We start from the raw sequence: 12,262 nt of genomic DNA on the forward strand, positions 1-12,262 counted from the left end.
TCAGACGATCCTGTTAATGGCGTGAATAAACCGCATGATTTCCTCGTAGGCCGCGCGTTTCAGCGCGGCGGAGACCGTGGAGGCGGCTTTTTGCAGCTGATCCGCCACGGCAGCGCCGCTGTCGGCGAACATTCTCGCCTGGACGATGCGCGCTTCGGTCTGCGACAGGCGGCCAATCACATGATCTAACATCGGCAGCAGATCGCTGACAATGGCGTTTGTCCGATCGTTGTCGGTTTTCAGAGCCAGCCGGCAATTTTTCGCCATGGCGTCCAACGCGCTGCCGGAGTTAATAAAGGCGCTGCCGTAGCCGGAGGCGTCGGGCCGTTGGCTGCCCAGCCCGACGGCGACGCGCGCATCCCAGTGCGCGGCGCCCGTCGCCCGCAGCGCGAGGCGAATGTACACCGCCAGCAACAGCCCGTCCTCCGGGGCGGCCTGTGCCTGGAAGGCGTCGCCGCGAAAGATTTCCACCTGATGCAGCCGCCCGTCGCGCCGCAGCCGATCGAGCAGGCTGTGCAGCTCATCGAGGTAGTTGACGGTGTCTGATCGGCGGGAATCGACCAGATCGCCGCTGATTACGCTGATTGGCGTCGGCATGACATGTTCCGATGTTTATAGAAGGATGACTATAAATTCGCACCTAGATACGAATATGTCAATAATTCGCCTGTGAATACGAATTTATCGGCTTTTCGCCTGTGAGGACGAATTGAGGCAGGGTGAGGAGGGGAATGAATGGCCGGGAATGCGCGGGCCTGCAGGCTCGCCACCGGCGGCGTAAACGGAAAGTGGCCGGCAACCGGCCGTTCAGAAGCTTTTAACCAGCACGTCACGCGGCATTTCGCTGCCGTGTTTCAGCAGGTGCTCAAACGATCGCTCGCTGCTTTTCAGCTGCTGCAAAAATTCCTGCGGCGACAGATCGTGTTTTTTGCCGCTCATGTAAGCCAGCGCCAGTTCTTTTGCCTGATAGCGGGAGAAGTTGTACATGGTGTCCTCGATACGATGAATGTCAGTGCTCACGATTGTAGCGAAAGAGCACATAATGAACAGCGGCTTTGGCGTATGGAATCGATAGCCGAAACTTAACTTGCCGGTTGCAACAGCTCATCGCACAGGCGCTTGATCACCTGAGCCTGCGGCAGGCCGTTGTGCAACATCTGGCGGATATGCTCCGAATCGCTGATGCCTTGGCGGACATGGTGCTCGACCGCCTGTAGCACGGCCCGATCCTCCCGTCGCTCGGCGAAACCGCTCAGCGCGTCGAGAGTGTGCAGGATATGGGCGGTCAGGCTGCTGCGACGCAGCGTCGCGGGATCGACGTATTCGGCGGCGAAACCGCTGCGATAGGCGTTGATCTTGTTGTAATTGGTGAAGGCATCGTATTCCGGCGCGATCGGCGTGCGGTGTTGCAACAGAAAATCAGCCAGCAGACGGCAGTAACCGACCAGCAGCACGGCATGCGCGAGGCGCAGCGGCGTATCGCAGATGCGGATCTCCACCGTGCCCAGCTCCGGTTTGGGCCGCGCATCCCAGTAAATATCCTTGATGCTTTCAATCACGCCGGCGGCGTTCAGCCGTTCGTAGTAGACGTTGAATTCGCGCCAGCTGTAGATGTGTTCCAGGCATCCGTAGTTGGGGAAGGAATTCTGCGCGCTGAAACGGGAGCTGGCAAAGCGCGTATCGACGCCCTGGTACAGCGGTGACGATGCGCTGAGTGCGATCAGCTGCGGAAAGTAGGGCGTCAGCGCATGGCACAGGTACATCGCTTCGTCCCCGTCGTTGACGCCGAGGTGGATGTGTTGGCCGAACACGCAGGCCAGCTTGGAAAGATAGCCAAAGCGGCTGGCCAGCTGCCTGTAGCGCGCGTTGTCGCTGATGACCTGCTTGCGCCAGTCGTTGCTCAGATGGCGGCCGCCGCCGCAGACGTCACAGCCCAGGCGCTGCGCGCTGCGCCGGACGGTATGAGTCAGGGCGCGCAGCTCGGCGTGCAGATCATCGAGATCGCGGTGCACCGAGCTGTTCAGCTCCACCATCGATTTGGTGAGCTCATGTTTGACGCGCCGGCGGTCGCCGACCGCGCTGACCACCCGGTCGGCCCGATCCGTAAGATCGTAGTGCTTGTCATCGACCAGCTGCAGCTCTATTTCGGTGCCGATGGAGAGCCTTTCCGAACGTTTGAATGTGAGCGGCATGGTGCCTCCTTCCTGCAAGAACAGCATAAAGATAAGTATATGCCTCGGCGAGGGGGACAACGTTTTGTGTTTTATATTTGTTTTTCCGAATATGAAGATGGTATCTTCATGAGCGATTTGCGGAGACGATAAGGTTAACGGGAGTGCGACATGACGTCATTGACGCCGCTGAAGCTGTTTAAAAACCTGTCGGACGAGACGCGTCTGACGCTGGTGCTGTTGCTGCGCCACGCCGGCGAGCTGTGCGTGTGCGAGTTGTCGGGCGCATTGGTACTGCCGCAACCCAAAATCTCAAGGCATTTGGCGATGCTGCGTGAAAGCGGGCTGTTGCTCGATCGGCGCGATGGCAAGTGGATATATTATCGCCTGTCGCCGCATATGCCGGCTTGGGCGGCGGGGATTATTGAGCAAGCTTATCAGTGTCGGGCAGAACAGATGATGGAGTTGGGGCAACGTGTAGCGAAAGGCTGCCCGTAACGGTAAAAAATTTGCGCAAACACATACGAAAAATCGAATATGTAGATGTGAAGAGGCGGTGAGACGGCGATGATAGTGGCAGGAGCGATCTTTATTCTGACGTTGGCCTTGGTTATCTGGCAACCGAGAGGGCTGGGCATTGGCTGGAGCGCGGCGTTCGGCGCGGGATTGGCATTACTGAGCGGCGTGGTGCACGTCGGCGATATTCCCGTGGTGTGGCAGATAGTCTGGAATGCGACCGCGACCTTTATCGCCGTCATCATCATCAGCCTGCTGCTGGATGAGAGCGGCTTCTTTGCCTGGACTGCTCTGCACGTCGCGCGCTGGGGCAACGGCAAAGGCCGATGGCTGTTTACCTACATGCTGCTGCTGGGGGCCGTGGTGGCGGCGCTGTTTGCGAACGACGGCGCTGCGTTAATCCTTACGCCAATCGTGATCGCCATGCTGTCGGCGCTCGGCTTTCGCCCTGCGGCGGTACTGGCTTTCGTGATGGCGGCGGGCTTTATCGCCGATGCCGCCAGCCTGCCGCTGGTGGTGTCCAATCTGGTGAATATCGTTTCGGCGGATTTCTTCCGGCTGGGCTTTACGGAGTATGCGGCAGTGATGGTGCCGGTCAACCTTGCCGCAGTGGCGGCGGCACTGGTGATGTTGCATCTGTTCTTTCGCAAGGATATTCCGCGGCGCTACGCGTTGACGCGTTTACCGATACCCCAAGAAGCGATTCGCGATCGTGCGACTTTCCGAGCCGGCTGGGCGGTATTGGCGCTGTTGCTGATTGGCTTCTTCGCTCTGGAGCCGCTCGGCGTGCCGGTGAGTTTGGTCGCTGCCTGCGGCGCGCTGGTTCTGCTGGCGGTGGCGAAACGTGGGCGCGCGATCGACACCGGCAAAGTGCTGCGCGGTGCGCCCTGGCAGATCGTGATTTTCTCGCTGGGCATGTATCTGGTGGTCTACGGGCTGCGCAATGCCGGCTTGACCGAGCTGCTTTCCGGCGTGTTGGACGCGCTGGCGCGGCAGGGGCTGTGGGCGGCGACGCTCGGCACCGGCTTCCTGAGCGCGTTTCTCTCTTCCGTCATGAATAATATGCCGACGGTACTGGTGGGGGCGTTGTCAATCGACGGAAGCGGCGCGGAAGGCGTCATCAAGCAGGCGATGATTTACGCCAACGTCATCGGCAGCGATCTCGGCCCCAAAATCACCCCGATCGGCAGCCTGGCCACGTTGCTGTGGCTGCATGTGTTGGCAAGGAAGAACATCGTCATTACCTGGGGCTATTATTTTCGCGTGGGGCTGGTGATGACGCTGCCGATCCTGTTCGTCACCTTGGCTGCGCTGGCGCTGCGGCTGTCCGTTTGATCCTGATAGGAGAAACCGTCATGAGCAGTATCAAGATTTATCACAACCCGGCTTGCGGCACGTCGCGCAATACGTTGGCGCTGATCCGCAACAGCGGCGTTGAGCCGGAGGTGATTTTGTATCTGGAAACACCGCCCAGCCGTGAACGGTTGATTGCGCTGCTGGCCGAAATGGGGATGACGCCGCGCGCGCTGCTGCGTAAAAACGTCGAGCCTTACGCCGAGCTGAAACTGGATGAGACCGGCTGGAACGATGAGCAACTGATTGACTTCATGCTGCAACAGCCGATTTTGATCAATCGACCCATTGTGGTGACACCGCTCGGCACGCGCCTGTGCCGGCCGTCGGAGGTGGTGTTGGATATTCTGCCGGATCCGCAGCGCGGGGCTTTCAGCAAAGAGGATGGGGAGCCGGTGATCGATGCGCAGGGCTGCAGGATAACCAAAGGTTGATCGCTGCGGCCCTGCGCCCAGGCAAAATCAGTGCAGTTCGGCGCCGCTGCGATCGGCCAGCGCTTCCAGCAGCGGGGCGGACGGCACGAAGAACAGGGTGCCGGTCACCGCGTGGCTAAAATCGAGCAGCCGATCGTAGTTGCCGGCCGGGCGGCCGATAAACATGTTTTCCAGCATCTGCTCGATTGGCTGCGGGGAGCGCGCATAGCCGATAAAGTAGGTGCCGAATTCGCGCAGGCCGGGGCGGCCGAACGGCATGTTGTCGCGCAGAATTTTCACCTCGTTGCCTTGCTCGTCGGTGATGGTGGTCAGCGAACTGTGCGATGACGACGGTTTGACCGCTTCATCCAGTTCGATGTTGGACTGCTTATGGCGGCCGATGATCTTCTCCTGCGTTTCCACGCTGAGCGAATTCCAGCCCTGCATATCGTGCAGGTATTTTTGCACCAGCACATAGCTGCCGCCGCTGAACGCCGCGTCTTCGTCGCCGATCACCGTGTAGTCGAAGGCTTCGTGCCCCTCCGGGTTCTCCGTGCCGTCGACGAAGCCGATCATGGCGCGCTGATCGAAGTAACGGAAGCCGTGCACCTCTTCGACCACCGTCACGGCATCGCCGAGCTTGCCGACCAACTGCGAGGCCAGTTCGAAACACAGATCCATTTCATCGGCGCGGATATGCAGCAGGATGTCGCCGGGCGTGGCGACGGCGACGCGTTCCCCGCTGCCGATCGGGCTGAACGGATGCAGCTGGCGAGGGCGCGGGGCGCCAAACAGCGTATCCCAGGCTTCGGAGCCGAAGCCGCAAACGCAGGTGAGGTTGCCCGCCGGCGCGCGTTTGCCGACCGAACGCACCACGGCGGCGATGTCGCCGCACCAGGCGCGCACCGCCGCCAGATGGGCGGGAACGGGCGACAGAGTGGCGACGATGAAGATGGCATGGCGCGTTACCGGCGTGAATACGGCTTGCGGCGGATTGTTATTTGCATTCATTGCATTCGGCTCCAGTGTGTTCGGGTGAAATCGATCAGATCAAATTAAAGTGCTCGTCGGGTTTCATCGGCGGCGGCAGCGGGCTTTGGTCGTTCATTTCCAGCAGGTTGCGCTCGATGGTGTTGCAGATGGCGTTTAACGGCAGATGGTTGGCCGACACGCCGAACGGATCTTCCAGCTCTTCGGCCAGTGAGTCCCAGGATAAGAAGGTATAGGAAATGAACACCGAAACAAACGGTGTCATGTAATGCAGATCGGTCACCAGGGCAAAAGGCAACAGGCTGCAGAACAGGTAAACGGTGCGCTGCAGGATCAGGGTATAGGCGAACGGCACCGGCGTGCTGGCGAGCCGTTCGCAGCCGCCGAGGGCGTGGGACAGCTCGCTCAGCTTGTTGTCGAGCAGCTCGAAGGTGATGTCGCTCAGCAGCCCCCGTCGGCGCAGCTTGCCGATCTCCTGGCCCAGCATCAGCAGGATGCGGTTGGTCGGCATCGGGCTGGCGATCACCTCCGCCAGCTCTTTGCTGCTGAGGTTGTGGTACAGATCGGCGGTCGGATCGGTGGCGCGCAGCTGGTGCTTCAGGCTCCAGCTGAAGGCGATCAGCAGCTTGGCGACCTTCTGGTGCACCGCCGGTTCGTCCGGCAGCAGGCTTTTGATCTGGCGCAGCAGGGAGCGCTCGGTAATCAGCAGCGAGCCCCACAGGTTGCGCGCTTCGACAAAGCGGCTGTAGCCGGCGTTATTGCGAAAGCCGAGAAAAATCGCGATGGCGATGCCCAGCAGGCTGAACGGCGCGATGGTCAAATGCACGCCGAGCTGTTCGTACCATTGATAGCTGATCACCGCCACTATCGACATCAGCACGTTCAGCGACAGGCGAAAGGTGATCTTTGACAGCACGGAACCGTGCCAGGCGAACAGGCGAAAAAACCAGTTCTGGTTCGGGCGAATTATCATGACGTGGGTGCTTCCTGGTGTCCTGCTATTGAGAATAGTCGATTCTTATCCGGCGGCGTTAGGCCACCGTCGTCGATTGCCAGAGCCGCTGCGGGTGCGTATAGACGGTGGCGCGCCCTGGCTTGCTGAAGCCCACCAGCGTCAGGTTGCTGCGCTCGGCCACCTCGACCGCCAGGCGGGTGGCGGCGGAAACGGCGAACAGGATCTCGACGCCGCACATGGCGGATTTTTGCACCATTTCATAGCTGGCGCGGCTCGACACCAGCGCCGCCCCTTGCAGCCACGCCTGTTGGCTGCGGTAGCCCAGCAGCTTGTCGAGCGCCACGTGGCGGCCGACGTCTTCACACCCGCCGCTGAGCGCGCCATCCGGCTGGATCCAGGCCGCCGCGTGGGTGCAGCCGGTCATTTTTCCCACCGTTTGCACCTCCTGCAGCTGCGCCAACGCCCGGTCGAGCAGGGCCAAATCGAAGCGCTGCGTGAAGGGCAGCGGTGCGATGGGCTGGGCGACCTCCTGCAGCTGCTCCACCCCGCAGACGCCGCAGCCGGTGCGGCCGGCCAGGCTGCGGCGCTTCTCTTTCAGCTGCATAAAACGGCGGCTCGAGAGTTCCACATGCACTTCAATGCCGTTGCAGGCCGGTTGCTGGCGGATGTCGTAGATATCGTCAGGGGAGGCGATGATGCCTTCGGACAGCGAAAAACCGATGGCGAAGGCCGCCAGATCTTTCGGCGTCGCCATCATCACTACGTGGGAAATGCCGTTGTACACCAGGGCGACCGGCACTTCTTCCGCCAGCCAATCCTGTTGCGCCTGGGCCAGATCGTTGCGCTGCCAGACCGCGTGGCGCGACAGGCATTCCTGTTCGATATCGTCGGTTTCTGCGAGGAGCAGGTGCTTGTTCATAACGTTCTCGTGACCGTCGGTGACGAGGCGCCGACGGGGATGAATTCTTATTAGCAGGTGTGGGGATTATACAGGATTCTGATCCCGCTCGCGCAGGGAATGACGTCTGCCGGCGCCCCCTGCAGGTTATCCACAGTTTTAGTGGATAACGTGTGTGCAAGGGGCGGTGAAACGCTTAGCAGGCGTAAAAAAAAATCGCTCAGAAAATTATTATATTACGCGGCAAAGCGCGATCTGCAGGGGGATTGGAGGTTGCACGCGTTCGCGTTTTGTTTATGCTTTACTGTATAAATATACAGTTTGGTTATGATTATGCTGAGCAATTCAAGGTTGTATGCTTTTTCACCAGCTGAACCCCTGACGTTACCGCTGTTTGCCGATCGCGTGGCCTGCGGCTTTCCTTCCCCGGCGCAGGACTATGTCGAGAGCAGGCTGGATATCGGCAAGCTGCTGGTGCGGCACCCCAACGCCACTTACTTCGTACGCGCCAGCGGCGAGATGGAGCGTGCAGGATGGATCAGGCACTACCGACAGATTAAGAAACTGAGCATCCGAGAAACAGCAGACGCGACAGGCTACAGTACTTCCCAAGTTTGTCGCATTCAGGCCTTCTATAAAGAAGTTGAGACTGATTAAAAAGCAGCCTTAATGTACAATAATTTTCGATATCCAAACTGACCCCCATGAACAATCAATGAGTAGAGGTGAAAGATGATTTCATACAAAAAAACCATACCTGCTCTTGTCATATTCGCTTTATCTAATGCTGTGGCATATGCGAATGATTTCGACAAATCAAATGAAGCGATGGCAATTTCAGCAATAGGTTTTTCTGGCTCAAATGCTCGTGTTGCACATGATGTTTGTGGGGCAACCAATGAGAAAATTGATAAATATAAAAAACAAATAAAAGACTCATTAACTAGAACATTAAAGTATGAACAGTCAGGATTCGATACGCATTGGGATAATGGTTGGAAAAATGCTGATTTTTTGGTTAAGTCATTAAGTAATGATGAAGCCTATAAAAAAGAATATTGCCGAGAGGTTTTAGATGGAATTAATAATCCTGAAATGAATTAAGGATTATTCCTTATTCGGGGTTCTACGCCGGAACCCCAGATTTTTCCGTCCGCTAAAATTATCCCCGGTTGAGCAGCTTTATACCGTCAGCTCGCAGTGGACCATCAGGGGAAATGTGGCGGTACAGCGTTTGTCGGGTTATCCCAAGCTCCTGGCATAACGTACTGACTTTCGTCTCTGGCCGTCCCATTGATGCCATTGCCAGTCGCAATTTTATTGGCGTCATTTTGTAAAGCCGTCCGCCGTTCCTCCCGTGAGGCAAGGCCTGCCGCTGTTCTTTGCGGCGCTGTACGCAGCAGAGACCGACGGCCGCGCGCGACACCCGCTTAGTCCCGCCCTCTGGTCAAATGCAGGCTGACGTGTACAGCCTGCAGGCAGAGGGTTTCGTCTGGCAACCGGTATCGCCCGCCGTCGGCGCCGTTCGCAATGACAATCCCTCACTCATCCTGCCCATCGATACGCCAACGGTCTGAGGGCCGCATTATCCACAGTTTTGGTGGGTATCATGTGTGTAAACACACGCGAAGAACGCCAAAAGCTGCAGGAAAAATCACTCAGAAAATTATTATATTACGCGGGAAAGCGCGATCCGCAGGGGGATTGGGGGTTGCACGCGTTCGCGTTTTGTTTATGCTTAACTGTATAAATATACAGGTTGGTTATGATTATGCTGAGCAATTCAAGGTTGTATGCTTTTTCACCAGGTGAACCCCTAACGTTACCGCTGTTTGCCGATCGCGTGGCCTGCGGCTTTCCTTCCCCGGCGCAGGACTATGTCGAGAGCAGGCTGGACATCGGCAAGCTGCTGGTGCGGCACCCCAACGCCACTTACTTCGTGCGCGCCAGCGGCGAGTCGATGATCGACGGCAATATCCAGGATGGCGATCTGCTGATCGTCGACAGCGCCCTGACGCCGGAGCACGGCAATATCGTGATCGCCGCGGTGGACGGCGAATTCACCGTCAAAAAGCTGCAGCGCCACCCCGACGTGCGGCTGTTGCCGATGAATCCCGCCTATGCGCCGATCGTGTTCGACGACGAGGCGCAGCTGGAGATCTTCGGCGTGGTGACCTTTATCGTCTACGCGGCGCGGTAACTTCGGCCCTTTTTTTCATTTTTTTCTGCCCGATCTTTTCGTTGGCGTGACCTCTCTACTGAGTTTCCAGTTCAATACACTCAGGGGAATCCTTCATGGCCATAAAAAACAAGAACGGCGCAGGGCGTACGTTCACATCAGCCAAACGCATTACCGGGAAGCGCGTCGCTATCGGGATAGGATGCGCACTATCGGGCATGCTTACCTCCGCGATGGCGGCACCCGGTGCGTCGGCATCACCCTCGGCGGTCGAACAGCCCGCTATCCTTTCCTTCGCCATTCCCGCCGGTGATCTGGCGCCCGCCTTGCAGACGGCGGCCGCTAAGGCCGGCGTGATAGTGATTTTCACGCCCGAACAGACGCGTGGAAAAAGCACCGCGGGCCTGCAGGGACATTATCGCCTCACCGACGCGTTCAATACGCTGTTGGCGGGCAGCGGATTGCGCGCTCAGCAAACCGCACAGGGATATCGGTTGGTCGACGCCGGGCCGGTTCAGCCGTTGACGATACCGGAGCTGTCGGTGGTCGGCGGTTTGTCCGACAGCGTCGCCGCCGGCCGTTCGGTGCTGGATAAAGAAGACATCGAACGCGTGCAGGCAGACAATATCGCCAGTTTGCTTGATCGCTTGCCCGGCGTAGGGATGGCGGGATCGCCGCGCCCGGGCGGCCAAAGCCTGAATATCTGGGGCATGGGCGACATGGAAGATGTGAAGGTGGTGCTGGACGGGGCGCCGAAGGGATTTGAGAAATATCGGCAGGGTTCGGTATTCATTGAACCCGAATTGCTGAAAAAGGTTGAGGTCGATAAGGGGCCGCACAATCTGTTGAACGGCAATGGCGGCTTTGGCGGAACCATTACGCTGGAGACCAAAGATGCCGGGGATATGCTGCTGCCGGGCGAAGATTTTGGCGGCTTGCTGAAATACAGCTACCACACCAACGATCGCCAGGGCATTTACAGCGGTGCGTTGTACGGCCGTACGCCGGAAGGATTTGCCGACGGTTTGATCTACATGAGCAAGCGTGACGGCGGCAACCTGAAGCGGCCGGACGGCACGCGCTTTGCCTATTCCGCCAACGATCAGGCTTCCTACCTGTTAAAAACCAATATTTATCTGAGCGAGGCGCAAACGCTGACGCTATCGGCGATGCGCTCCGATTCCGATGGCTGGCAGCCTTTTGCCGCCAAGCGGGACGATATCGCCGCGCCCAGCCAGGCGGATATCGATAAATATGGCCGGGAAGAAGCGTGGCGCCGCATTCTGGTGTATCGCGACCAGACGGACACCAATTACTCGGTGAAATGGAATCTGGCGCCGGAAGCGCAGCCGTTGCTGAATCTGACGCTGTCTTATGCCTATTCGAAGACAGAACAGCATGACAAGCGGCCGGATTCCGCTTCAAAGTTCAGCTATCTCGGTACGTTGGGCAATGAAAGCTGGGTGAACTATACCGATCGGCAGTTTGACGTCAGCAATGAAAGCCGTTTCGCCAGCGGGCCGCTGGAACACAAGCTGTTGCTCGGCGCGCGTTGGCATAAACACCAGCGCGATACCCTGATGTATTACCCCTCGCAGGTGAAAAACGCCAGTTACAACTACGGCTATTTCCAGCCGTATTACATGCCGGCGGGCGAACAGGAAACCCGCAGCGTTTATCTACAGGATGCGGTCAGCTTCGGCAGCCTGACCGTGACGCCGGGCGTGCGTTACGATCATGTGACCAATACCGGGCAACCGAACCGGGCGCCGCGCTATAACGACAGCGATCCGCTCGTGGGCCATGATTACAGCAGCGTGACCTATACCGGCTGGTCGCCGCATTTGGGCGTGATGTGGAAAGCGACGTCGAATCTGTCCCTGTTTGCCGACGTTAGCCGCACCTGGCGCGCCCCGGTGATCGACGAACAGTACGAAGTGCAATACGCCGCTTCCAGCGTGCCCGGCACCAGCCGCGGCCTGCAGGTGGAACGCATGACGGGCGTGCGCCTTGGCGCGGTGCTGGACTTCAACGATGTGTTGATGGCGCGAGACAGCCTGCAGATCCGCACTACGCTGTTCCGCAATCGCGGCAAGGACGAGATTTTCTATCGTCGCGGCGTAGTGTGCGACGCCGCACGGCATGGGGGCCAATGTGGGCAACCGTTGTCGAACTATCGCAACTTGCCGGGCTATACCATTGAGGGCGTGGAGCTCGAATCGTTTTATGACAGCGAAAGCCTGTTCGGCAGCCTGTCGTTCTCCTCGATTCGCGGCAAACGCGACGCTTCACCGCGCGATCCGTGGGGCAACGAAACCTGGATTGCCGAAATTCCACCCGTTACGGCACACGCGATGCTGGGTATGAAAGTACCGCAGTGGGACATGGCCTTCGGCTGGACCGGCGATTTTGTGCGTAAACAGGATCGTTCACCGGCCGACGGCGATCCGATGGCCGTTGTCTGGGCGCTGCCGAAAACGTCGGGTTATGCATTGCACGGCCTGTTCGCCTCGTGGCAGCCCAGCGGTTTGCAGGGCTTCGAAGCTCGCGTCGCGGTGGACAACCTGTTCAACCGCGATTATTACCCTTACCTGGGCGAATCGGTGTCCGGCGTAGGGCGCAACATCAAGTTTAGCGTTAGCCAACGTTTCTGAATATCCTGCTAACAGGGGCCATTTTGGCCCCTTTTCACGTTTTCTCTCCCGTATTTCCCTACTTTTTCGCCGTTTATAAATCATCAGCAATCGCTTGACACAGAAGTTACAATTTTAAAATAATAATAATTAT

Annotated in this window: 12 protein-coding genes and 2 pseudogenes; 8 read left to right on the forward strand and 6 right to left on the reverse strand. The window is 58.3% G+C overall.

Going from position 1 to position 12,262, the window contains the following annotated elements; genetic code table 11:
• The 3 genes from ACJ8MK_RS13770 to ACJ8MK_RS13780 all read right to left on the reverse strand — a co-directional run bounded on the left by ACJ8MK_RS13770 (position 1) and on the right by ACJ8MK_RS13780 (position 2,192).
• On the reverse strand, positions 1 to 597 hold the full coding sequence (locus ACJ8MK_RS13770) for a hypothetical protein (RefSeq protein WP_442517827.1): 597 nt from the start codon (positions 595 to 597) through the stop codon (positions 1 to 3).
• A gap of 210 nt (positions 598 to 807) precedes the next feature.
• Positions 808 to 987 (reverse strand): hypothetical protein, encoded by a 180-nt coding sequence (locus tag ACJ8MK_RS13775; protein ID WP_004935085.1) that lies wholly within the window; start codon positions 985 to 987, stop codon positions 808 to 810.
• Between the two features lie 95 nt (positions 988 to 1,082).
• Positions 1,083 to 2,192 (reverse strand): YbdK family carboxylate-amine ligase, encoded by a 1,110-nt coding sequence (locus ACJ8MK_RS13780; protein WP_342097984.1) that lies wholly within the window; start codon positions 2,190 to 2,192, stop codon positions 1,083 to 1,085.
• 150 nt (positions 2,193 to 2,342) lie between these two features.
• Here ACJ8MK_RS13780 and ACJ8MK_RS13785 point away from each other — a divergent pair, with 150 nt between their 5' ends.
• The 3 genes from ACJ8MK_RS13785 (at position 2,343) to arsC (ending at position 4,474) form a co-directional block, all read left to right on the forward strand.
• Positions 2,343 to 2,669 (forward strand): metalloregulator ArsR/SmtB family transcription factor, encoded by a 327-nt coding sequence (locus tag ACJ8MK_RS13785; RefSeq protein WP_060437775.1) that lies wholly within the window; start codon positions 2,343 to 2,345, stop codon positions 2,667 to 2,669.
• A 69-nt stretch (positions 2,670 to 2,738) separates the two neighbouring features.
• Positions 2,739 to 4,022 (forward strand): arsenic transporter, encoded by a 1,284-nt coding sequence (locus ACJ8MK_RS13790; RefSeq protein ID WP_060437776.1) that lies wholly within the window; start codon positions 2,739 to 2,741, stop codon positions 4,020 to 4,022.
• Positions 4,023 to 4,042: 20 nt separating this feature from the next.
• Positions 4,043 to 4,474, forward strand: a complete 432-nt coding sequence (gene arsC / locus ACJ8MK_RS13795) for a glutaredoxin-dependent arsenate reductase (protein WP_060430490.1) — start codon at positions 4,043 to 4,045, stop codon at positions 4,472 to 4,474.
• 27 nt (positions 4,475 to 4,501) lie between these two features.
• Here arsC and ACJ8MK_RS13800 read toward each other — a convergent pair whose 3' ends face one another.
• Genes ACJ8MK_RS13800 through fdhD form a run of 3 tightly spaced genes read right to left on the reverse strand, consistent with a single transcriptional unit; the run spans position 4,502 to position 7,317 of the window.
• A complete protein-coding gene (locus tag ACJ8MK_RS13800) occupies positions 4,502 to 5,464 on the reverse strand; it encodes a Dyp-type peroxidase (RefSeq protein WP_033635063.1) in 963 nt (320 codons plus the stop codon).
• 34 nt (positions 5,465 to 5,498) lie between these two features.
• Positions 5,499 to 6,416 (reverse strand): bestrophin family protein, encoded by a 918-nt coding sequence (locus tag ACJ8MK_RS13805; RefSeq protein ID WP_033635062.1) that lies wholly within the window; start codon positions 6,414 to 6,416, stop codon positions 5,499 to 5,501.
• Between the two features lie 58 nt (positions 6,417 to 6,474).
• Positions 6,475 to 7,317: a formate dehydrogenase accessory sulfurtransferase FdhD gene (gene fdhD / locus ACJ8MK_RS13810; protein WP_442517828.1), complete on the reverse strand. Its 843-nt coding sequence runs from the start codon at positions 7,315 to 7,317 to the stop codon at positions 6,475 to 6,477.
• A gap of 306 nt (positions 7,318 to 7,623) precedes the next feature.
• Between fdhD and ACJ8MK_RS13815 the strand changes: the two are divergent.
• The 5 genes and pseudogenes from ACJ8MK_RS13815 to ACJ8MK_RS13835 all read left to right on the forward strand — a co-directional run.
• Positions 7,624 to 7,815 (forward strand): annotated as a pseudogene (locus ACJ8MK_RS13815) (DNA polymerase V); the annotation flags it as partial.
• A gap of 213 nt (positions 7,816 to 8,028) precedes the next feature.
• Positions 8,029 to 8,400 (forward strand): hypothetical protein, encoded by a 372-nt coding sequence (locus ACJ8MK_RS13820; protein WP_126171699.1) that lies wholly within the window; start codon positions 8,029 to 8,031, stop codon positions 8,398 to 8,400.
• Positions 8,401 to 8,702: 302 nt separating this feature from the next.
• Positions 8,703 to 8,873 (forward strand): annotated as a pseudogene (locus tag ACJ8MK_RS13825) (SOS response-associated peptidase family protein); the annotation flags it as partial.
• A gap of 188 nt (positions 8,874 to 9,061) precedes the next feature.
• Positions 9,062 to 9,496 carry a translesion error-prone DNA polymerase V autoproteolytic subunit gene (umuD, locus tag ACJ8MK_RS13830; RefSeq protein ID WP_033635060.1) on the forward strand — a complete coding sequence of 145 codons (435 nt, stop codon included), beginning with the start codon at positions 9,062 to 9,064 and terminating at the stop codon, positions 9,494 to 9,496.
• Between the two features lie 95 nt (positions 9,497 to 9,591).
• On the forward strand, positions 9,592 to 12,129 hold the full coding sequence (locus tag ACJ8MK_RS13835) for a TonB-dependent receptor (protein WP_049234747.1): 2,538 nt from the start codon (positions 9,592 to 9,594) through the stop codon (positions 12,127 to 12,129).
• The last annotated feature ends 133 nt before the right edge of the window (positions 12,130 to 12,262 follow it).

The organism is Serratia sp. CY38905 (assembly GCF_052168875.1).
In the GTDB taxonomy this organism is placed as follows: Bacteria; Pseudomonadota; Gammaproteobacteria; order Enterobacterales; family Enterobacteriaceae; genus Serratia; species Serratia sarumanii.

Coding starts and splice junctions, on each gene's coding strand:
- ACJ8MK_RS13770 (WP_442517827.1), bottom strand. CDS start 597: ATGCCGACGCCAATCAGCGTAATCAGCGGCGATCTGGTCGATTCCCGC.
- ACJ8MK_RS13775 (WP_004935085.1), bottom strand. CDS start 987: ATGTACAACTTCTCCCGCTATCAGGCAAAAGAACTGGCGCTGGCTTAC.
- ACJ8MK_RS13780 (WP_342097984.1), bottom strand. CDS start 2,192: ATGCCGCTCACATTCAAACGTTCGGAAAGGCTCTCCATCGGCACCGAA.
- ACJ8MK_RS13785 (WP_060437775.1), top strand. CDS start 2,343: ATGACGTCATTGACGCCGCTGAAGCTGTTTAAAAACCTGTCGGACGAG.
- ACJ8MK_RS13790 (WP_060437776.1), top strand. CDS start 2,739: ATGATAGTGGCAGGAGCGATCTTTATTCTGACGTTGGCCTTGGTTATC.
- arsC (WP_060430490.1), top strand. CDS start 4,043: ATGAGCAGTATCAAGATTTATCACAACCCGGCTTGCGGCACGTCGCGC.
- ACJ8MK_RS13800 (WP_033635063.1), bottom strand. CDS start 5,464: ATGAATGCAAATAACAATCCGCCGCAAGCCGTATTCACGCCGGTAACG.
- ACJ8MK_RS13805 (WP_033635062.1), bottom strand. CDS start 6,416: ATGATAATTCGCCCGAACCAGAACTGGTTTTTTCGCCTGTTCGCCTGG.
- fdhD (WP_442517828.1), bottom strand. CDS start 7,317: ATGAACAAGCACCTGCTCCTCGCAGAAACCGACGATATCGAACAGGAA.
- ACJ8MK_RS13820 (WP_126171699.1), top strand. CDS start 8,029: ATGATTTCATACAAAAAAACCATACCTGCTCTTGTCATATTCGCTTTA.
- umuD (WP_033635060.1), top strand. CDS start 9,062: ATGATTATGCTGAGCAATTCAAGGTTGTATGCTTTTTCACCAGGTGAA.
- ACJ8MK_RS13835 (WP_049234747.1), top strand. CDS start 9,592: ATGGCCATAAAAAACAAGAACGGCGCAGGGCGTACGTTCACATCAGCC.